A 19739-nucleotide genomic window follows, 5' to 3' on the forward strand; every position below is an offset into this window, starting at 1 on the left:
AGGGATGGTCCGCCGGCACCGCGCCGACGCCGACTAGCGTGTCCGGTGTGGCCGTCTCCCCGTACGTCGCGAAGCTGCGCGCCCACGTCGGCACGGACCTGCTCCTGCTGCCCGGGGTCAGCGCCGTCGTGCGCGACGACGCCGGCCGGGTGCTGCTGGCCCGGCGCGCCGACAACGGCCGCTGGTCCCTGCCCGCCGGCCTCATCGACCCCGGCGAGCAGCCGGCCGACGCCCTCCTGCGGGAGGTGTACGAGGAGACCGGCGTGCACGTACGCATCGACCGGGTGGGTGGCGTCGCCACCCACCCGGTCGTCTACCCCAACGGCGACGCCTGCGAGTACCTGAACGTGTGGTTCCGGTGCCACGCGGTGGGCGGCGAACCACGGGTCAACGACGACGAGTCCCTCGAGGTGGGCTGGTTCGACCCGGCCGACCTGCCCGAGCTCGACGACTGGGCGCGGCTGCGCATCGACACCACCCTGCGCGAGGACGCCCCCACCTGGCACGTCCCGCCCGGCGAGCGGCACCCGGCGCTCGACCAGCCCGACGCGCTCTGAACGGACCGTCAGCGCCCCGGCTACCTGCCCACCGCGTCGGCGCGCACGGCGATGTCGGGCGGCGGCGTCAGGGCATGGCGACGGCGGCGCGGGACCGGTCGGCGGCGATCCGCACCGCCAACGCCGCCAGGACCGTTCCCGTCAGCAGCCGCTGCACCCTCAGCCAGAGCGGCCGGCGGGCGAAGAACCCGGCGAGCGCGCCGGCGGTGAGCACGATCAGCGCGTTCACCGTCAGCGCCACCGCGATCTGGGTCAGCCCCAGCACCAGGCTCTGCGCCGCGACGTGGCCCCGGGCCGGGTCGATGAACTGCGGCAGCAGCGACACGTACAGGATCGCGATCTTCGGGTTGAGCAGGTTGGTGACCAGGCCCATGGCGAACAGCCGCCGAGCCGGGTCGGGCGGCAGCGGCGCCGGCGTGAACGGCGACTGCCCGCCGGGGCGCAGCGCCTGCCAGGCCAGCCACAGCAGGTACGCCGCCCCGGCCAGCTTGACCGCCGTGTAGAGGGCGGGCACCAGCACGAACACCGTGGCGATGCCGGCGACCGCGGCGACCAGGTAGACGCCGAAGCCGGCGGCGACACCGAGCAGCGAGACCAGCCCGGCCCGTCGGCCCTGGGTCACCGACCGGGAGACCAGGTAGACCATGTTCGGGCCGGGGGTCAGCACCAGCCCCAACGCCACCAGCACGATGCCCACGAGCGCACCCGTACCGACCATGTCGACCCCCGTCCCGTCCCACTCGGCTGCCGCCGACCCTACGCCCGGACCTCCGCCGGCCGGCGTCCGGCATCGGGTACCCGGCGGGCCGCGACGGCCGCGCGGGTCTCCTCGGCGACCAGGTCGGCGTTGATCGCCGCGCCGGCCGCCGAACCGGCGGACGCGGAGGTGACCACCTGGGCGCGCGGGTCCGTGACGTTGCCGGCCACCCACACGCCGGGGACCGCGGTCGCCCCCGTCGGGTCGGACGGCACGACGCTGCCGATCACCTGGCCGCCCATCTCCTGCTCCACCGCCGCGAGGCCGAGCGACGTCAGCACGTCGGCGCGGGCGTGGAAGCGGGGAGCCACCACCACCGCCCCGCACGGCAGCACCTCGCCGCCGGCCAGCCGCACACCGGTGAGTGCGTCACCGGCGACCTCCAGCGCGGCGACCGGGCCGTCGACCACCCGCACGCCGCGGGCCGCGAGCTGCTCGTCCTCCTCGGCGGTGAACGCGCACCCGCCGTGCCGCACGACCGTCACGTCGGCGCTCCAGTGCCGCCACAGCAGCGCCTGGTGCGCGGCCAGCGGACCGGTGGCCAACACCACCAGCGGCTCGTCGCGCGCCTCCCACCCGTGGCAGTACGGGCAGTGCAGCACGCCGCGGCCCCACCGTTCGGCCAGCCCCGGCACGTCGGGCAGCTCGTCGACCAGGCCGGTGGTCACCAGCAGCCGCCGGGCGTCGACCGTGCGGCCGTCGGCGAGGGCCACACGGAACCCGCCGCCGTCGCGCGGCGCCGCCGAGCGGACGGCGCCGTGGACGAACTCCCCGCCGTAGCCGGCCACCTCGGCCCGGCCGGCCGTCAGCAGCTCACCCGGTGGCGTGCCCTCCCGGCCCAGGTAGTTGTGCACGTGCCCGGCCGGCGCGTTGCGCGGCTCGCCCGCGTCCACGACCAGCACCGAGCGGCGGGCCCGGGTCAGGGCCAGCGCCCCGCTCAGCCCGGCCGCGCCGCCGCCCACCACCACCACGTCGTACGTCTCACGCACGGAACTCTCCCTCCGTCGTCGGCGGGTCCCCACGCCCGCCGCCGACCCGACTGTCCACCGGAAGCGAAGAAGGTGGCAAACATCGTTGCCGGAACGGCAAAACCGGGGGTACGGCCGGGCCGAGCCCGCCGCCCGACGACGGCGGCGACCGGGCCGGCAGCGCGTGGGGGTGCCCGACCCGCGCCCCACGGCGGCGGCCGCAGCGGGGAGACTGGGCCGATGTTGCGCGCACCGGCCACCCCGACCCTGCCGGAACTGTCGTTGCGTCCCTGGCGCGACGACGACGCCGACGCCCTGGTGGCGGCGTACCGGGACCCGGTGCTGCTCCGCTGGACCCGGGCGCCGGTGACCACGACCACCGAGGCGCGCCGCTTCGTGGCCGCGGCCCGACGCGACTGGGACGACGGGTGCCGGTTCAGCTTCGCCGTGGTCGAGCCGCACCCCGCCGGCGAGACGCTGGTCGCCCAGGTGGTGCTCAAGAACGTCGCCGCGGGGCGCGGGGACGCCGAGGTCGGCTACTGGACGGCCGCGCCCGCCCGGGGCCGGGGCATCGCCCCGCACGCCCTGGACGCGGTCACCGGCTGGGCGTTCGCCCGGTTCGCCGGCCTGCGGCGGCTGGACCTGATGCACCAGGTCGACAACCCGGCGTCCTGCCGCGTCGCCGAGAAGGCCGGCTACCGCTTCCAGGAGGTGCTGGCGGCCCGCCCGCCGTTTCCCCGCGACGGCCACCGGCACGCCCGCTGGGCCTGACCGCCGGGAATGCCCGGCACCGCCACCACGCTGTCCCTTCCGGCGGCCCCGAGGGCCGGGGCCGCGTTACCGTGGGCCGGGGAGGTGTCGGCGGGTGGACAGCTGGGAAGCGACGGTCGAGGCGCGGATCCGCGCGGCCCAGGAGCAGGGCGAGTTCGACAACCTGCCCGGCGCGGGCAAGCCGATCCCCGGCCGTGGCGAGCCGTACGACGAGTCGTGGTGGATCAAGAGCTTCCTGGAACGGGAGAAGCTCCCGACGGACCTGCTGCTGCCGACCCCGCTGCAACTGCGCCGCCGCGTCGAGCAGGTGCCCGACGAGGTGCGCGACCTGCCCACCGAGGAGTCGGTGCGCGCCTTCGTCGCCGACCTGAACGCCCAGATCATCTCCTGGCTGCGCATGCCCACCGGCCCGCGGGTCACCGTGCGGCCGGTCAACGCCGACGACGTCGTACGCCGCTGGCGAGCCGAGCGGCACCTCGCCGCCGCGCCGGCACCGGCGCCCGCGCCACCCGCCCCGCCGCGCGCCAGGCCCCGGCGGGCCTGGCGCCTGCCCTGGCGCCGCCGGGCGGCGTAGCCCGCGTCACGCCACCGCGGCCCGCCACGACCACGAGGTGCGGCGGAGCCGGCCGGGCAACTCACCGCGGCCGGTCAGCCACCGCAGCACCTGCGGCGCCGGCCCGGCGGGGGCGTCCGGGAAGAGCCGACGCACGACGCCGGCGCTGAGCCGCTCCGGCGGCTGCCACGACACGCCGAGACCACGGGCGATGTCGTCGGTGTGCAGCAGCGTCTCCGCCACCCCCATCGCGGCGAAGCCCGCCGGGTCGCACGGGCCGAAGTGCCAGGCGCGCGTCTGCGGCGCGGCGGCGTCGACCGCCACCCGCAGCAGCCCACCGCAGGCCGCGACGACCCGCAGCACCTCGGCCGGCCCGGCGGCGGGGGAGACGACCAGGTCGAACGGCAGGTATGCCGCCTCGGGTCGCCCGGCGACCTGACCGGCGTACGCCAGCAGGTCGTGCGCCACGTGCGCGGCGGTGGTCCAGCAACTCCACTCCAACCCGCCGGCGGGCACGCTCCAGTCCCGTCCGGTGTGCGGGCCGAGGACGGCGGTCATCTCGGCCACCGCGCGGTCCACGTCGGCGCCGGTCAGTTCGATCATTCCCCGACCGTGCCAGCGTCCCACGCACGGCGCAACCGAACATCGTTGCCCTCGGCCGCCGCGGGCCGCTAGGGTCGGACCCGTGACTGCCGGGTCGGCCATGGGCCACGAGCGGACAGGGCACCCGGCCATCCGGTGAGCCGGGGGCGGGCCCGCGGCCCGCCGATGCGCCACATCTTCCGGTGTCGACGTCGCGTCCACCGCCTCGCGCGCCCTTCCCACCGTCCACGCCGGCCGTACGCCGGCGCGACCCACCTTCGCCGCCACCGGTCGCCGGGCGGGCGATCCACTGTGGCCGCACTCCTCCTGCCCAACAGAAAGCAGAGCATGCCCAACGACTTCAACCAGCAGATCATCGACGAGTTCCGCGCCAACGCCGGCCGCGTCGGCGGCCCCTTCGAGGGCGCCCGGCTCATCCTGCTCACCACCACCGGGGCCCGCTCCGGAGCCCCGCACACCACCCCGGTCGGCTACCTGCCCGACTCGGACCGCATCCTGGTCATCGCCTCCGCCGGAGGCGGCCCGAAACACCCGGACTGGTACCACAACCTGCGTGCCGACCCGCTCGCCACCGTGGAGGACGGCGTCTTCACCTACCAGGCGCGCGCGGAGGTGCTGACCGGGGACGAACGCGACGCGGTCTTCGCCAGGGCCGTGGAGGCCGACCCGGGCTGGGCCGCGTACCAGGCGAAGACGTCGCGGGTGATCCCGGTGCTGGCGCTGCACCAGGTGGCGGGCGGGCCGCCGAACGCGCCGTCCTGGGGCGCGGCGCTCAAACTGGTCCACGACGCGTTCCGGCGGGAACTCGCGCTGATCCGCGACGAGGTCGACCGCTCCGGTGCGGGCCTGGGCGCGCAGCTGCGGGTGAACTGCCTGACCGTCTGCCAGGGCCTGCACCACCACCACACCAACGAGGACGACGGCATGTTCGCCGCCCTCGACGGGCAACGCCCCGACCTCGCCCCGACCCTGGCGCGGCTGCGCGAGGAACACCAACGGATCGCGGCGCGCGTCGCACGCCTCCAGCAGGTCGTCGGCGCTCCCGACGCCGACCCGGCCGAGGTCCGCCGGGAGGTCGCGCGGCTCACCATCGAGCTGGAGGCCCATCTGGCGTACGAGGAGGAGCAGCTCATCCCCGTCCTCGACGCGACCGGCTAGCGGCCGCCCGTGGTGCGCGCGCCCCCGGCGGCCTCGCCCGCCGCCGGGGGCGCGCGGTCGCTGCGGCGCCCGGGCGGGCTACGCCGCGAGTTGAGGGTTAGCGCCTCTGAACCTAGACAAATGGCACGCAGGCCTCAATAAGCATTTCAATGAAAAACTTGAGGCATGGACGTCGACGAAATGAAGCACTACATCTGCCGGACCTTCGCCGGGGTGACCGCACCCGAGGCGAACGGGGACACCTTCTTCCTCTACGACCCGCAACGGGACCTGCCGGCCGAGCGGCAGTTGCCGTTCGCGACGATCGTGACCGGCGACCACTACGACACCGCCTCCGCGTTGAGCCGACCGGGCTTCTGGCGGCTCAACATCGGGTTGACCCGGTCCGGGTACGCGGCCCTGTTCGGGGCCCCGTCGACGCGGGGTGAGCACGGCGAGACGGACGCGCGCGTCGACCACGCGGCGACGGACGTCGTGCTGCCGCATCCGGTCTACGCGGCGCAGCACTGGGTGTGCGTGGTGAACCCCGGCGAGGCGACCCTGGACACGGTGCGAACGCTGCTGGCCGACGCGTACGACTTCGCGGTCCGCAAGCACGCCAACCACCGGGCCCGCCGCACCCCGTCCTGACCGGACGGTCTCCGGGCCGGCCGGCGCGTTCCGCCTCGGGTGTCGCACCGCGGGGCCAGCTTCGGCGGGTCTGCCGTAGGGGCAGGCCCGCCGAGGACGAGGGGACACCGCACATGTCGCGCAACACGCAGACCATCGAGACCTAGCTGGACGGCTTCCGGAAGAACCTGCCGACGCTCACGCCACCGGCCACCACGTTTGCCCCGCAGGGGCGTCCTTGACGAACACGATCCCGTCATTGCTTGCCAGGTGGGCCGGGTCGAGCGGGGCGTAGCCGAACCAGGGGGACACGCGGGGAGCGGGCGTCACGTCGTCGAGGGCGACGACCAGCCGGCGGGCGTCGACGACGTATCGGTCCTCCGGGAGCGCGTACAGGAGCCCTTCGACGGTGTCCGGGGGTGGGGTGTCCACACCGCGGTGGCGGATCGTGCCGAGGGCCGTGGCCAGGAAGGCGTACCCCTCGCCCAGTCGGGCGCTGACGATCGCGCCGGCGCTCCACCATCGCACCGGCCGGCCGCCCATCTGCATCCTGCTCTTGTCCCGCTGGAGATGCCCGTTGTGGGCGTGCGCCAGCGCCGGGCCCCGTTCGGCGATGGCGAGCAGGTTGGCGGCCATCATCGAAGCCCGCCCGCCCAGCAGCCGCGCCATGCGGCTCGGTGACGTGTCGGCCATCCAGAAGTGGTACCGCAGCAGCCCGGTGGCGGTACGACCGTAGATGCGTGCCCGGTCCCAGTCGTCGGGCGAGGACGCCGCGATCAGGTGTGGCGTCTGCGCGTCGAGCAGGGCTACCAGATCGTCGGCGAGCAGCCGCAGCTGTCTGGCCTCGGGCGTCTGCCCCACGGACTGGGACGGGTCCAGCATCGCGGCGGGATTGGTCCACCGGTCGTCGGCGCCGATCAGGCGGTCGAGCGTTTCCGGGGTGCAGGGAAGCAGGTCGGCGTCAACCCAGGCGGTGAGGTAGGCGTGGAGTGCGGTGAGGGCCTGCCGGGGGCTCGCGGCGCCGGTGATCTCCAGCGGGCCGTCGAAACCGGCGAAGCGCAGCCGCTCGGACGCGGACCGTCCGTCGTTGTACGCGCGCATCCAGCTCACCAGCTCGCGGTTGGCCGCGGACGCGCCGAACCCGTGGCTGAAGCCGCGCTCCATGACCTCGTCGAGGGTGCCCGTGCCCGAGGTGACGTAGTCGTCCACGACCAGGCCCATCAGGCAGTCGCTCTCGACAGCGATCGTCTGGTAGCCCTCCCGCTCGACGAGTTGCCGGAAGAGCTCGTTTCGCACGTCGAGCAGGGCGTCCTCGCCGTGGGTGGGCTCGCCCAAGGCGAGCAGTCGGGGCCGAGCCGGAAGCAGCCCCATGACAGCGGCAGCGTCAACGACATGAGCGGTGTCTGTGATACCGGTGATCATGCCTTTGACGGTATCGTTGAACCGACGGTTGAAAGTTATGCGCGACATCGGCAGGACAGTGCGGCAGAACCCTCAAAACGGCAGACAGCTCAGGCCGGTTGACCTGGCGCGCCGGCACGGTCTGTCCACGCAGGCGATCAGGAACTACGAGGCGGCCGGCATCCTTCCGGGCGCCGAACGCACCCCGCACGGCTACCGCACCTACACGTCACTGCACGCGCACGCCCTGCGCGCGTTCCTCGCCCTCGTGGCCGGGCACGGCCACCAGACCGCCACGGCGATCATGCAGGCGATCAACCGGGACGCGACCGAGGACGCGCTGCGGCTCGTCGACGAAAGTCACGCCCAGCTTCTCGACGACCGCCGCACCCTCCAGGCCGTCGAAGCCGCGCTTCGTGACCTCAGTCCCGTACCGCAGGAACGCGGCGACACGTTCGTCGGGCCCCTGGCGGGGAGGCTGGGCATCCGCCCAGCCACCCTGCGTAAATGGGAACGCGCCGGCTTGGTGCAACCGCGCCGCGACCCGCAGACGGGCTACCGGGTCTACAGCGCGGCCGACGTGCGTGACGCCCTACTCGTCCACCAGCTCAGACGAGGCGGCTACCTGCTGGAGCAGATCGCCCCGCTGATCGTTCAAGTCCGCTCCGCCGGAGGCGTCGCGCCCCTTGAATCGATGTTGCGCGACTGGCATGCCCGCCTCTCGGCCCGCAGCCGCGCCATGCTCACCGGTGCCGCAGCACTGGACGCCTACCTCGGCTGCCGACCGGACCCCGCCCGGAGCCAGGCCGACTTGCCACCAGTTCCGGATCGTTGACGCGGTAGCCGTGGCGCTCGGCCGGATCGAAGGACCCGACCGGTGCTCGCTCGTGACACGACCTCTCCCTACCTGCACGAGGCCGATTACGCGCGGCCTCGAACGCGGTATGACCGAACGCACGTCGGCAGCCCAGCAGAGCCGACGGGAGCGTCGGCTTCATTTCGGTTGCGCAGGCGTAATCAGTTGGCGGGCTTACCGAACCAGCGGGAGAGGTGGTCGTCCAGGTCCTGCTGATCGTCGCCGATCCAGGCGACGTGGCCGTCGGGGCGTAGCAGGACGCACGGAACATCCAGTCCCGCAGTGGGATCGCCGAGGTAATCGACCCGGTCCGACCAGCCGCCGACGGTCAGGCGTTCGGTGCGGTCCAGCAGCAGGCCGCGGCCGCGATGCAGCAGACCGTAGAGGTGGCCCTGTTTCACGTCGATGTCGCGCAGGCGGCGGCCGAGCAGGTCGGGGCCTGCGCCGAAGTCGTAGCGGATGCCGATCGCGGTGATTTTCTCGATCAGATAGCGGTTCACCTCGTCGAAGTCCATCAGTTCGGTGAGCAGCCTGCGCACGGCCTGCGGGCCCGGTTCGGTGGACGACAGTTCCATCTGGGCGCGGGTGTTGTCCAGCACGTCCTCGGCGACCGGATGACGTTCGGCCTGGTAGGTGTCCAGCAGTGTCTCCGGCGCCCAGCCGCGGATCTGTGCGGCCAGTTTCCAGCCGAGGTTGAATGCGTCCTGAACGCCCAGGTTGAGGCCCTGTCCGCCGGTGGGTGGATGGACGTGTGCCGCATCGCCGGCCAGCAGCACCCGCCCGACCCGATAACGTTCGGCTAGCCGGGTGGCATCCCCGAAGCGGGACAACCAGCGTGGGGAGTGAACGCCGAAATCGGTTCCGGCGATGGCGCGCAGCTGTTGTTTGAAATCCTCGAGGGTGGGCGGTTCCGCACGATCGCTGACTCCCGCGGCAGGGACTACGACGCGATAGACCCCAACACCTGCGGACCTGAGGCTGAATCGCTTGTCGGTCTCGCCGATTTCGGTCACCTTGGCGGCGATCTCCTCCTGCGGCACCCCCACTTCCATCTCGCCCATCAGCGTCTCGGTCCGCGAGGGCTCGCCGGGGAAGCCGACGCCGAGCAGTTTGCGCACCGTACTGCGCCCGCCGTCGCAGCCGACGAGATAGCGCGAACGCAGCTGTTCCCCGTCGGCCAGCTCGACGGTCACACCGTCGTCGTCCTGCTCGAAGTCGGCCACCGCGCAACCGTGCCGGACCTGCGCACCCAGTTCGATCGCATGCTCCTCGAGCAGGTGAACGATGACCGGCTGCGGGATGCCCAGCAGATAGGCGTGCGCGGAATCCAGGCCCTCGGGCGCGGGTTTGTTGATGGCGGCGAAGAAGCCGCCGGCCGGACGCTGTCTTCCGCGTTCGAGAATGCGCTCCAGCAGTCCGCGCATTGCCATCAGCTCGACACTGCGAACATGCAGACCGACTATGCGGACGAACGACACGGGCTCGGTTTCCTTCTCCAGGACGAGTACCCGCACGTCGTGCAGCCGCAGTTCGGCGGCCAGCACCGCACCAGTCGGCCCGCACCCGGCAATGATCACGTCGAACATGAGGGGCGCGCGATCGGCGCCGGCGGCCGGCGATGGGAGTCCGGGGACGTCGCCCACGGTGGAGTCGCGCTCGACCGTATCGGTCGACGACGGCTCGGCGGTGAACTGCGAAGAGTGCATCGGTTTTGCCCTTCGGGAGTGCCTTGTTGGCAAGGCGCTCCCGGCGACACCTACGTCAATCGCCCGACCGTGACGGGAAGGGGGAGCACCCACATCGATACAGCGTTCATGGGGTCTCACCTCCTCGGGCGGTGTCACGGGCAATTGCAAGCTACAAGCCGAGCATCATCCCGTCCAGTCCTTTCCCCGCCACGTGATCACGACTCCGAACGGGCCAGTGCGGTTGCAGGGCGAATCCGGCGTGGCGGTCCGGCTGGTTCCGGTCACGGTCGACGGTCTGATCCTGGCTGCTCCCGAGGCGGACCGGGACCGCGACCATCCGCGCCTGGCTCGCCCGGCACCCACGCTTCCACCTGCACTTCATCCCGACCGGATCCTCATGGATCAACCAGGTCGAACGCTGGTTCGGCTACCTTACGCAACAGAAGATCCGCCGCGGCGCCCACAGAAGCGTCCAGAGCCTCGAGGCCGACATTCGGGCGTGGACCACCGACTGGAACAGCAATCCACGCCCGTTCGTCTGGACCAAGACCGCCGACGAGGTCGAGCGCCTGCGCCCGTCGCAGAGCCGCCCGGGTCGGATTATCGGATTATCGGTAATGGCAATCCGATAATCCATGCGGACAAGGCCGGCAAACCGGACGCACATCATAATGACTGTTCTTGTGTAACAGAAGGCCCAGGGCTACCGGTGCGTCATCTGCGGCAAACACGAGAGCGAACTAAGGGTCAGGTCCCGAGGCCGGCCAAGACTTGACGGGACGCCGAACTCCGAGCCGTTCCGCCTCGTCGTGGACCATTGCCCCGACTCCCGGCGGGTGCGCGGCCTGCTCTGCACCGAGTGCAACGTTGGCCTCGGCGCGTTCCAGGACTCGCCCGAGGAACTCATGGCGGCTGCCCGCTACCTCCTCGCACGGGACGCGTCGCTCATGCCGGAATCGAGCCCAGCGATGGAAGCGTGATCTGGCGGGGCGGTACGCACTGGGGGACGGCGGCCGAGATCGCCGCCGCCCTCGGCCCCGACATCACCCCGGCCGCATCCGCGGCTGGGCCCGCGCAGCGACAGGCGCAGCACCAGACCGCCGACTCGGCGCCCGAGGACCGCCAGATGCAGGTGCCACGCAAGACGGCCATTGCAGTGCAGCAGCCCGCTCATGGCTCGAAACCCAGCCGACCGCCAGTCTGCGGCGGGGTTCAGGCTACGAGCAGGCGAAGGCCGAGCTCTGCTGCGTCGAGAGCGACGAGGTCGCGGTTGCGTTCGGCCCACCGGCCTGAGACAAGTTCCGCACGGAGGCTGCGCACGGCCCGCTGCTCGGCCTCCGTGCCGACTCTGGCCCATACCGATACTCCGCGGCGTACGTGATCATCCAGGTACGCCTCGGGCCGACGCCAGTAGGCCTCGAAGAGGCCGTCGGCGCAGTCCCACGGAATGAGCACCGGCTCCACGCGGGCTCCGATCGCGCGGGCCTGCTCGGTCAGCGAAGGTCGGCCGGCGAGAAGGTCTGCGACCTCGGGTAGGTAGTCGCGGGTGAGCCAGAACCGGCGGCGCCATCCGGTGTCACTGGCGTCATGCGTGAACACCACCACGCGGCGGGCCACGCGCCGCATCTCGCGCAGCCCGGCGATCGGGTCCGGCCAGTGGTGAACGGTGGAAACAGCCATCGCGGCGTCGAAGGACTGGTCCTCGAACGGGAGGCTCTCCGCCGCGGCGGCCACGCACGGCGCTGCGCCGGCGGGGCGCTGCGCCCGCATGAGCGCCGACGGTTCCACCGCGGTGACGTCACGGTCGGGGGGCTCGTAGGAGCCGGTGCCGGCCCCGACATTCAGTACCGTCCGCGCATCGCCGAGCGCGGCCCAGATCCTTGCGGCGATCCGCGGCTCGGTGCGCCGCGTCACGGTGTAAGTGGCTCCGATGGTGTCGTACAACTGCCCGCTGGACATGTCGCTGCCCCCCTGACTGTCACCATCCCACGCCGCGCGTGGTCTGGCCTCGCCGCCCTGGATCGAGAGCGATAGACGCCGGGCAGCACGCCGTCACCTGAGCGTCCTGCGTGTCGGACAGCGCGTCGAGTGAGCCCGACGTAGCGGGTGTCGACCAGCGCCACGGGCGTTGTCGTCGGCGGCGGCCCGGCGGGCGCCCTGCCGCGGGTCAGGGTCAATTCGGGTGGGCGCGTCCGAGGGCACCGGCTCTGCCCCACCGCCCGGGGATGTGGAGCAGTTCGATCCGGCCCATGCTCGGGGGCACGGCCGGTCTGGTCACCAGGTGCTCGCCGCGTGGCTCCATGCCGAGCATGGTGCGCAGCAGCAACAGGGGGGTGCCGGTGGACCACGCCTGTGGGCTGCACGCTGTGGGGTACAGCACGGGATATCTGGTCAACGTCCGCTCGTAGCCGCCGAACGCCTCGGGCAGCCGCCCGTCGAAGTGTTCCGCAGCGTCGATGATTCCCTCGGCGATGTGCCCGGCCTCCCGGTGGAAGCCGTAGCGGCGTAGCCCCCAGGCGATGAAGGAGTTGTCGAACGGCCAGACGGTGCCGACGTGGTAGCCGATCGGGTTGTAGCGTCCCTGCCCCTGCGCGAGGGTGCGTACGCCCCAGCCGGAGAACAGTTGGGGGCCGAGCAGGTGTTCGGCGATCTTTCCAGCTCGGGATCCGTCGACAATGCCGCTCCACAGGAGGTGGCCGATGTTGGAGGAGAGGGCGTCGACCTGGCGGCCGTCGCCGTCGAGGGCGAGGGCATAGTACTCGCCGTCGGAGACCCAGAAGTCGCGGTTGAAGCGTTCCTTGAGTTCGGCCGCCTGTTGTTCGAGGCGGTCGGCGTACGCGGGGTCGTGCCAGAACTGGCGGGCCAGGCGGGCGCCGCGGATCTTGGCGTCGTAGGCGTAGCCCTGTAGTTCACACGTCGCCCGGGGCAGGCCGGCCAGCCGGCCGTCCCGGAACGAGATCGAGTCCCAGGAGTCCTTCCAGCACTGGTTCTCCAGCCCGTTGAGCTCGTTGCGGCGCTGGTACCAGACGTAGCCGTCGCCCATGATGTCGCCGTACTCGTCGATCCAGTTCAGGGCGGCTCTCGCGGAACGTTCGAGACGCCGAACCGTGGCGGAGTCGCCGGTCCACCGTTCGTACTCGTCGAGCAGGATGACGTAGAGAGGCGTCGCGTCCGCGCTGCCGTAGTACGGCGAATGGGGCTGCTCCTCGAACGCGGTCGTCTCCCCGTACCGGAACTCGTGGAGGATCTTCCCCGGTTCCTCCTCCCGGAAATCGTGCAGGACGACACCCTGCCTCAGGGCAAGCATGCGTAGCGTCGTGGCGGCGAGGTCGGGCGCGAACGGCAGCGCCTGGATGCTGGTGAGGATGCTGTCCCGGCCGAAGATCGCCATGAACCACGGCAGGCCGGCGGCGGGGATGGCATGTGCGCCGGCGGTCAGCGGCGCGAAACGCAGCGCGGAGAGGTCGGCCAGGCTGCGCCGGTAGGTCATCGCCAACGTGGGGGAGTCGCAGGTGAGGCGGGGTGCCTCCGCGAGCCAGTCGGCCAGGTCCTGCCGGATCTCCGCTCGGGCCCGACCGGGTCTGCCCTCCAGGCTCTCCCGAAGGTCGCGCCCGCCCAGGCCCAGCGCCTGCACGTGCAGCTCGGTGGTCCACTGACCGTGGGGTCCGAGGCGAACGTGGTACGTCAGCCCCTGCTCGTCGAGTCGGGCCGGCACAGTGGACGAGACCAGGGTCTCCCGGCAGAACCCCTCCCGCTGATAGCCGAGACGTAGGCACCCGGCATCAACCCGGGTGTAGTACGTCCCGGACTTGTTCCGCACGTCCTTGATCTCGAAAAGGTCGGCGAAGTCGCTCTCGACGTCGATCCGGATCCGCAGGTCGACGGGCTCGGGTTCGTGGTTGATCACCGTCAGCCGCTCGGTGAAGCTTCCACCGATGGAGCGGTCGCGAACGGCCGAAACACCGACGTCGACGAGCGGATTGGGGAGGGCCGGGACGACGACCATTCGACTCTCGAAGAATTCGACCTCCTCGACGGTGAGCGCCTTGACTCGCTCGTCGTTGATGGACAGGATCCATTTCGACAGGAAACGCGTGTCGAACGAGAAGAAACCGGTCGGGAAGGTGGGGGACGCGTCGATGTCGCCCGTCTCCTCGCTGACCACGAACGTGTTGCCGTCCAGCAGCCGGACGAGACCGTCGCTCATGCCGCACGTCTCCGCTCACGGCCGAAATCCCGAGGGTGACGGGCTCCGGGCGGTGCCGGTAGGAGCCGATTGAAGATGCGGAACAGCCGGACATCGCCCTCCGTTCTGACCTCGTTGCGCAACCACGCAGGGTATATCTGTAACTGGCCATCGATGATCCGGTCGAAGGTGGCCCGGCTGCCGTAGAAGACACAGTCGGCCTCGCCCCCATCCCGCGAAACGTGGACATCGCCCTGTTCGATCGCCACGAACCAGCGGTCGACGCCGTGCTCGTGCGTGAGGTCGAACCGCATGGTCGCGGTGGCTTCCTCGACGAGGGTTTCGTGGCCGCGACGGGCGAGCGCTTGAAAGAAGCTCGTGGTGGGATCCGACACGTCCGCCTCCCTCCGGTGGTGCCGAGCCAGGATGAGCCGCGTACCCACCCTGACCGGGAGCGAGGCATGGCCGCATCACCCGGATCGGATGATTTCCCCGCGCCGCTCGCGGTCGCGGTTCCAGGAGCGGTGGGCCGCCGCGGGAAGCGGTCAGGGGCGCGCGCCCCCGAAGCCCAGCAGGACAGCGAGGCCCAGGGCGCTGCGCGGGGCGTACGGCACCCGCCACAGGCCGCCGTGCGCCGCGGCGTACGCCTCGTCCTGCCACGGGTGCGGCAGCGACGGCCCGCCGGTGCGCAGGGCGTGCACCAGCAGCGCGGCCATCAGCGTGTTGCTGGTGGCCGGCTCGAACACCTCGATGCCGAACCGGTGCGCGCCCGCGTACGCGGCGGCCAGCGCGCGGTTGCGCAGCACCGAGCGGGTGCGGGTGGGTGGCGCCACCGCGAACGACACGGTCGACCCGGCGTCACGGGCCACCGTCGCCCGCCACCGTTGCAGCCGCTTCGCCAGCGCGTAGTTGGGCCCCTGCTGGGGGACGAGGCTGTCGTTGACGCCAGGGTCGACGCCCGGCGGGTAGTTGCGGTGCAGGAGCCTGCCCCCGGAGGCGACCCGCAGCGACCGGCGGACGATCCCGCGCGCCGCGTAGCCCCGTTCGGCGTGGCGTACCGCGTCGCCGGGGACGGCGAAGACGTCGGTGGGGGTGGCCAGGAAGGCGAGCGCCACGTCGTCGCGACGGTCCTGCAGCCGCAGCGTGAGCGCGTCGACGGCCGTGGCGACCCGGACGTTGGTCGCGCCGTCGGCGTAGACGTAGTTGCCGAGCACGAGCCGGCCGTCGACGCCGAGCAGCCAGTCGGCCACCTGCGGGAGGTTGTGCAGCAGGTCGGCGCCGGCGCGGGCGGCCAGCGCCTCGTCGTCGGGGCCGGTCCCGGCGGGCACGGGCAGGTGGAGCCGGCCGCCGCAGCGGCGCGTCGTGTGCAGCAGCCGCCGCCAGATCTCCGGCCGCGGCAGGTCGACGGCGATCACGTCGCCGCCCCAGCGCAGCACGGACGGCAGCGGGCCCATCTCGGCGCCCGCGCCGAGCACCACGATGCGCTGGTCGCGCAGGTCGAGCCAGTCGGGGTTCGCCATGACGGCGCGTACGGCCTCGGCGCAGGACGGCTCGACGACGCCGGCGGTGACCCAGGCGTCGAGCCGGCGGCGCAGGTCGTCGCCGCGCAGCCGCTGGCCCCGGTACGGCAGGGACAGCTCGCGCTCGACCTCACCGGTGCCGGCGACCGTCGCGGTGTGCAGCGGCGCGACGTCGGTGGCGGTGGTGAACACCTCGCCGAGGCCGATCTCGGTGCCGTCGGCGCGGACCACGGTCATCCGGCGGTGCAGCGCGGCGAGCCCGTCCCGGGCGATGGTGACCGCGGCGTCGCGGGAGAGTAGTCCGGCCTCGACGAGCCGCCGGAAGTGCCCGAGGTATCCGTGCCGCCAGTTCGTCTCGTGTTCGGCCGAGCGCGCGCCGACCGCGTCGACGGCACGCAGCGCGTCGGCGACGACGGCCCGCCCGAGCGCGGAGGTGCTGCGCCCCGCGTCGGTCTTGGGGAACACCACCCCGGTCGGACCCTCCACGGCCACCATCCTTCCGCCCGGCCCGTCGGGCCGTCCTCGGTCGTCGGGTGCCACTCTGCCCTACCCGGTTGCGCGGCGCAGAGCGGGCCCGACGCGGGCGTACGGGCCGTGAGTCGCCGGAGCGGGCCCCGGTCGCCGGTCAGCCGCGGTGGCGTACCTCGGTGTCCCAGATCGCGGCCCAGGGACGCCGCAGGCCGCGGCAGACCCAGATCGGCCCGCCGTTCTCGTCGTTGTCGACCTCGACCCGCTGGTCCACCCGGCCGGCGAGGGTGACCTCGGAGAACCAGCTGCGCAGCCGGTCCGGCCGCGTGAACCCGACCGCGAGCACCACGTCCGCGGTCTCCGGCGGGCGGCCGAAGGCGGCCATGCTGTTGTGGCCGGAGTAGGCGAGCGGCAGGTCGCGCGCCGGGCCGTACCGGGCCACGGCGCCGGCCTCGCCGTAGTTGGCGGTGAGAATGACGGCCCGCTGCCGCTGGTCGGCGGGGAGGCCACGGTGGACGGTGGCGAGCGAGTCGGCGAAGGCGGGCCAGCCGATGGTCTCGCCGGCGTCGTAGTTGGCCGCGACGACGAAGCCGGGCAGCCGGTCGGCGGGCAGGACCGGCAGCAGCAGCACCGCGCTGCTGACAGCGGTCAGCACGGCGCCCACGGTCAGCAGGGCCCGGCGCGGCAGCACGCGACCCCGGGCGGCCCAGCCGGCGGTGACGATCGCCCCGGCGGCGGTGAGCACCAGCAGCAGCGGGGCGTCGTAGTAGCCCTTGCCGCCGGCGAGCAGCACGATGGCGACCACCACCAGCCAGGCCCACCCGACGGCCCGGTAAGCCCGCCAGGCCGGCCGGCGCAGCAGCGTCACCAGCCCGGCGACCCAGATCGGCACCGTGAAGGGGCTGATGATGGCGACCTGGAGGACGAGCGCGTCGAGCCGGCCACTGTAGGAGCTGTCGCCGCCGGCGATCGAGGCGGCCACCGACAGCTGCGGGAAGTCGTGTGCCGCCTGCCATGCCACGGTCGGCGCGGCGAGCAGCAGGAAGACGGCCGCGGCAGCGAGCACCCACCGGTCGCGCAGCAGCGGCCGCGGCCCGGCGATCAGGAGCCCGGCCAGCAGGCCCACGGCGAGCAGGGCCGGCAGCAGCTTGTTGAGCATGCCGACGCCGAGCGCGAGCCCGACGCCAAGAGCCCAACGGCTGTCCCCGGTGCGCAGCATCCGCACCGTGCCCAGCGCGGCCGCCAACCAGACCAGCAGGTCGACGCTGGTGGTGCTGAGCAGGTGACCGCCGGCGAGGACGATGCCGGCGGTCGCGGCGAGAAACGCGGCGTAGGTCTGCGCGCCTCGCCCGGCGCCGAACTCGCGGGCGATCGCGGCGACCAGCAGGACCGCCGCGCCGCCGATCAGCGCCGACGGGGTGCGCAGCGCCACCAGGCTGCCCGGGGCGATCGTGTCCGTCAGCCGGGCCAGCGCCGGGACCAGGGGGCCCTGGTCGACGTAGCCCCAGTCGAGGTGCTGGCCGCAGAGCAGGAAGTACAGCTCGTCGCGGTGGTAGCCGTAGCGGCCGGAGAGCAGAAGGAGCACTGCCGTCGTGGCCGCCGCGACCGCCCAGGGGCCGGTGGCCTGGGGACCACGTGGGCGGGGACGGTCGTCCGCGGGCGTCGCGCGGCGGGGTGTCCGGGCGGCGACATCGGCGACGGGATCGGCCATCCGCACATCATCGCCCCGCACGGCCGGCCCGCGCTGCCCCGTCGGGGGTGGATCCCGCGTGGGTCCGTGCCCTCGTCGAACCCGGCCGTACCCGCTCGGCGGTCCGCATCCGCCCCCGGCGGCGCCGGCTTCCCGCGGTGGGTCAGGTCCGCGTCGGGACGCGCAGTCGGCCGTCGACCATCTCGGCGACCTCGTCGACGCGGTCGAGATGCCCCCGGTCGTGGGTGACCAGGACGGTGGCGGTGCCGCGCTGCCGGGTGAGCTCGGTGAGCAAGTTGATGATCGCCGCGCCGCGCTCGTGGTCCAGCGCACTGGTGGGCTCGTCGACGAGCAGCACCGCCGGGTCGTTCATCAGGGCGCGGGCGATGTTGACCCGCTGGCGTTGCCCGCCGGAGAGCTGGTGCGGGCGGCGGTCGGCCTGCCCGGTCAGCCCTACCGCGGCCAGCAACCGGGCGGCGCGGTCGCGTCCGGCGCGGCGGGAACCGCCGCTGAGGTGGGCGATCACCTGCAACTGTTCGGCGGCGGTCAGCGAGGCGATGAGGTTGGGCTGCTGGAAGACGATTCCGACCTTCGCGCGTCGCAGGGCGGTCGTCTGGCGACGGCTGAGGCCGGTGGTGTCGGTGCCGGCGATGACGACCCGGCCCGAGTCGGGGGTGATCAGGGTGGCGGCCACCGCCAGCAGGCTGGACTTGCCGGATCCGGACGGGCCGATGACGGCGGTGGTGGTGCCGGCCGGCACGCTCAGGCTGACCCGGTCGAGCGCGGTCAGGCGGGTGTCCCCGTCGGGGTAGGTCAGCGTGACGTCGGACAGGTCGAGGCTCATCGGGCACTCCCCAGGGCGGTCAGCGGGTCGACGGAGGTGATGCGGCGGACGGAGAGGGCGGCGCCGGCCGCGCCGAGCGTGATCGTCACGGCGGCCGGCAGCAGGACGGATCCGGCGGTGAGCGCGAACGGCACGGCGCCGGCCGCCGCGGCGCCGATCGCGACGGCGAGCCCGGTGCCGACGGCCGTGCCGGCGAGCAACAGCGCCAGGGCCTGCCCGAGGGCGTCGCGCAGCAGGTGGCCGGTGGTGGCACCGAGCGCCTTCAGCACGGCGATGTCGGGGCCGCGTTGGATGGTCCACACGGTGAAGAACGCGCCGATGACCAGGGCGGAGATCGCGAACAGCATGCCGCGCATGAGCTGGAGCGAGCCGTTCTCGGCGGTGTGCGAGCCGATCGCGGACAGCGCCGCCGTACGGGTCACGGTGCGGGTGTCCAGCTGCCGGTCGGCGTCGGCCAGGTCGGCGTCGGGGGCGGTGGTCAGCGCGATGACGGTGGCGGAGTCGTCGGCGGCGCCGGGGGCCAGGTGCTGCCAGTCGGCCAGGTCGGTCCAGATGACCGGGGTGTGGCTGTGGGAGGCGTCGCCGGCCACCGCGGCGACGGTCAGTCGCCGACCGCCGACGACCACGTCCTGGCCCGGCCGGGCGGCCAGGGCCTCGGCCGCCCCCTCGGACAGCACGGCCTGCCCGGCGGCGACGGCGCCGGGGGCCAGGTGCGAGTCGGGCGCGACGCCGAACGCGGACAGCGCGGCGGTGCGGTCGCCAGCGCTGACCCTGGTGGTGGTGATGCCGAGGGGGGCGGCGCTGCGCACCCCCGGGACGGCCCGCCAGCGCAGCCACTGCTCCCGGGTGACGGTCGACTCGGTGAAGGAGAGCTTCTGCCCGTCGGCCGGAGCGGAGAACACCAGGTGGTCGGCGGGCAGGTCGGTGATGGCCGAGGTGCTGTCCCGGCCCAACCCGGCGGTCAGGCCGGACAGCAGGACGACCAGCAGCGTCATCAGCGTCACGACCGTTCCCATCAGGGCGAACCGGCCCTTGGCGAACCGCAGATCTCTCCACGCGACGAACACGAGCGCAGCAACCTTCCGTTGGTGGGCGGGGCCGCGGTGGCGG

Annotated in this window: 17 protein-coding genes and 3 pseudogenes; 8 read left to right on the forward strand and 12 right to left on the reverse strand. The window is 72.8% G+C overall.

Annotated features, from left to right (window positions below; all coding sequences use genetic code 11):
- The first annotated feature begins 47 nt into the window (after positions 1-47).
- Positions 48-557, forward strand: a complete 510-nt coding sequence (locus ACGFZ2_RS04125; RefSeq protein WP_393449960.1) for an NUDIX domain-containing protein — start codon at positions 48-50, stop codon at positions 555-557.
- Positions 558-624: 67 nt separating this feature from the next.
- On the opposite strand, the gene ACGFZ2_RS04130 is transcribed toward ACGFZ2_RS04125, so the two are convergent.
- Together ACGFZ2_RS04130 and ACGFZ2_RS04135 are read right to left on the reverse strand one after the other, a co-directional pair.
- Positions 625-1275, reverse strand: coding sequence for a LysE family translocator (locus ACGFZ2_RS04130; protein WP_393261956.1), 651 nt, complete (start codon positions 1273-1275; stop codon positions 625-627).
- Between the two features lie 38 nt (positions 1276-1313).
- Entirely contained in the window at positions 1314-2303 is a 990-nt protein-coding gene (locus ACGFZ2_RS04135; RefSeq protein WP_393449963.1) for an NAD(P)/FAD-dependent oxidoreductase, read from the reverse strand.
- A gap of 219 nt (positions 2304-2522) precedes the next feature.
- Between ACGFZ2_RS04135 and ACGFZ2_RS04140 the strand changes: the two genes are divergently transcribed.
- On the forward strand, positions 2523-3053 hold the full coding sequence (locus ACGFZ2_RS04140) for a GNAT family protein (RefSeq protein ID WP_357698608.1): 531 nt from the start codon (positions 2523-2525) through the stop codon (positions 3051-3053).
- Positions 3054-3147: 94 nt separating this feature from the next.
- On the forward strand, positions 3148-3627 hold the full coding sequence (locus ACGFZ2_RS04145) for a DUF1992 domain-containing protein (protein WP_393449966.1): 480 nt from the start codon (positions 3148-3150) through the stop codon (positions 3625-3627).
- A 6-nt stretch (positions 3628-3633) separates the two neighbouring features.
- Here ACGFZ2_RS04145 and ACGFZ2_RS04150 read toward each other — a convergent pair whose 3' ends face one another.
- A complete protein-coding gene (locus ACGFZ2_RS04150) occupies positions 3634-4209 on the reverse strand; it encodes a maleylpyruvate isomerase N-terminal domain-containing protein (RefSeq protein ID WP_393449969.1) in 576 nt (191 codons plus the stop codon).
- Between the two features lie 291 nt (positions 4210-4500).
- Here ACGFZ2_RS04150 and ACGFZ2_RS04155 point away from each other — a divergent pair, with 291 nt between their 5' ends.
- Together ACGFZ2_RS04155 and ACGFZ2_RS04160 are read left to right on the forward strand one after the other, a co-directional pair.
- Positions 4501-5367, forward strand: a complete 867-nt coding sequence (locus ACGFZ2_RS04155) for a nitroreductase/quinone reductase family protein (protein WP_393449972.1) — start codon at positions 4501-4503, stop codon at positions 5365-5367.
- 165 nt (positions 5368-5532) lie between these two features.
- On the forward strand, positions 5533-5997 hold the full coding sequence (locus tag ACGFZ2_RS04160; protein ID WP_393449975.1) for a DUF6194 family protein: 465 nt from the start codon (positions 5533-5535) through the stop codon (positions 5995-5997).
- Between the two features lie 177 nt (positions 5998-6174).
- On the opposite strand, the gene ACGFZ2_RS04165 is transcribed toward ACGFZ2_RS04160, so the two are convergent.
- Positions 6175-7347, reverse strand: coding sequence for an erythromycin esterase family protein (locus ACGFZ2_RS04165; RefSeq protein WP_393449978.1), 1173 nt, complete (start codon positions 7345-7347; stop codon positions 6175-6177).
- Positions 7348-7435: 88 nt separating this feature from the next.
- On the opposite strand from ACGFZ2_RS04165, the gene ACGFZ2_RS04170 reads away from it, so the two are divergent.
- A complete protein-coding gene (locus ACGFZ2_RS04170; RefSeq protein ID WP_393449980.1) occupies positions 7436-8212 on the forward strand; it encodes a TioE family transcriptional regulator in 777 nt (258 codons plus the stop codon).
- A 182-nt stretch (positions 8213-8394) separates the two neighbouring features.
- On the opposite strand, the gene rox is transcribed toward ACGFZ2_RS04170, so the two are convergent.
- Positions 8395-9819: a rifampin monooxygenase gene (rox, locus tag ACGFZ2_RS04175; RefSeq protein ID WP_393450258.1), complete on the reverse strand. Its 1425-nt coding sequence runs from the start codon at positions 9817-9819 to the stop codon at positions 8395-8397.
- Positions 9820-10265: 446 nt separating this feature from the next.
- On the opposite strand from rox, the pseudogene ACGFZ2_RS04180 reads away from it, so the two are divergent.
- Positions 10266-10553: pseudogene (locus ACGFZ2_RS04180) on the forward strand (hypothetical protein); the annotation flags it as partial.
- 75 nt (positions 10554-10628) lie between these two features.
- Positions 10629-10901, forward strand: a pseudogene (locus ACGFZ2_RS04185) (endonuclease domain-containing protein); the annotation flags it as partial.
- A 232-nt stretch (positions 10902-11133) separates the two neighbouring features.
- Here ACGFZ2_RS04185 and ACGFZ2_RS04190 read toward each other — a convergent pair.
- The 7 genes and pseudogenes from ACGFZ2_RS04190 to ACGFZ2_RS04220 all read right to left on the reverse strand — a co-directional run.
- Positions 11134-11868, reverse strand: a pseudogene (locus ACGFZ2_RS04190) (class I SAM-dependent methyltransferase); the annotation flags it as partial.
- A gap of 226 nt (positions 11869-12094) precedes the next feature.
- The gene (locus tag ACGFZ2_RS04195) at positions 12095-14128 is read right to left on the reverse strand and encodes a glycogen debranching N-terminal domain-containing protein (RefSeq protein WP_393449983.1); all 2034 of its coding nucleotides are present in this window, start codon (positions 14126-14128) and stop codon (positions 12095-12097) included.
- Entirely contained in the window at positions 14125-14502 is a 378-nt protein-coding gene (locus ACGFZ2_RS04200; protein WP_393449986.1) for an SCP2 sterol-binding domain-containing protein, read from the reverse strand. Before ACGFZ2_RS04200 ends, ACGFZ2_RS04195 begins: the two co-directional genes overlap by 4 nt.
- A gap of 150 nt (positions 14503-14652) precedes the next feature.
- A complete protein-coding gene (locus ACGFZ2_RS04205; RefSeq protein WP_393449989.1) occupies positions 14653-16113 on the reverse strand; it encodes a hypothetical protein in 1461 nt (486 codons plus the stop codon).
- 139 nt (positions 16114-16252) lie between these two features.
- Positions 16253-17806: an ArnT family glycosyltransferase gene (locus tag ACGFZ2_RS04210; protein WP_393449992.1), complete on the reverse strand. Its 1554-nt coding sequence runs from the start codon at positions 17804-17806 to the stop codon at positions 16253-16255.
- 142 nt (positions 17807-17948) lie between these two features.
- Complete coding sequence (locus tag ACGFZ2_RS04215) at positions 17949-18629, reverse strand: ABC transporter ATP-binding protein (RefSeq protein WP_393449995.1); 681 nt, start codon at positions 18627-18629, stop codon at positions 17949-17951.
- Complete coding sequence (locus tag ACGFZ2_RS04220) at positions 18626-19696, reverse strand: ABC transporter permease (protein WP_393449998.1); 1071 nt, start codon at positions 19694-19696, stop codon at positions 18626-18628. The genes ACGFZ2_RS04215 and ACGFZ2_RS04220 overlap by 4 nt, the downstream gene beginning before the upstream one ends.
- Positions 19697-19739: the final 43 nt, after the last annotated feature.

This window comes from Micromonospora sp. NPDC048063 (assembly GCF_043202855.1).
Lineage (GTDB): Bacteria > Actinomycetota > Actinomycetes > Mycobacteriales > Micromonosporaceae > Micromonospora.

What these genes read in the sequence shown, in the direction of transcription:
- ACGFZ2_RS04130 (WP_393261956.1), bottom strand. Translation starts at nt 1,275, where the DNA reads ATGGTCGGTACGGGTGCGCTCGTGGGCATCGTGCTGGTGGCGTTGGGG.
- ACGFZ2_RS04140 (WP_357698608.1), top strand. Translation starts at nt 2,523, where the DNA reads ATGTTGCGCGCACCGGCCACCCCGACCCTGCCGGAACTGTCGTTGCGT.
- ACGFZ2_RS04150 (WP_393449969.1), bottom strand. Translation starts at nt 4,209, where the DNA reads ATGATCGAACTGACCGGCGCCGACGTGGACCGCGCGGTGGCCGAGATG.
- ACGFZ2_RS04160 (WP_393449975.1), top strand. Translation starts at nt 5,533, where the DNA reads ATGGACGTCGACGAAATGAAGCACTACATCTGCCGGACCTTCGCCGGG.
- ACGFZ2_RS04165 (WP_393449978.1), bottom strand. Translation starts at nt 7,347, where the DNA reads ATGGGGCTGCTTCCGGCTCGGCCCCGACTGCTCGCCTTGGGCGAGCCC.
- ACGFZ2_RS04170 (WP_393449980.1), top strand. Translation starts at nt 7,436, where the DNA reads ATGCGCGACATCGGCAGGACAGTGCGGCAGAACCCTCAAAACGGCAGA.
- rox (WP_393450258.1), bottom strand. Translation starts at nt 9,819, where the DNA reads ATGTTCGACGTGATCATTGCCGGGTGCGGGCCGACTGGTGCGGTGCTG.
- ACGFZ2_RS04195 (WP_393449983.1), bottom strand. Translation starts at nt 14,128, where the DNA reads ATGAGCGACGGTCTCGTCCGGCTGCTGGACGGCAACACGTTCGTGGTC.
- ACGFZ2_RS04210 (WP_393449992.1), bottom strand. Translation starts at nt 17,806, where the DNA reads ATGGCCGATCCCGTCGCCGATGTCGCCGCCCGGACACCCCGCCGCGCG.
- ACGFZ2_RS04215 (WP_393449995.1), bottom strand. Translation starts at nt 18,629, where the DNA reads ATGAGCCTCGACCTGTCCGACGTCACGCTGACCTACCCCGACGGGGAC.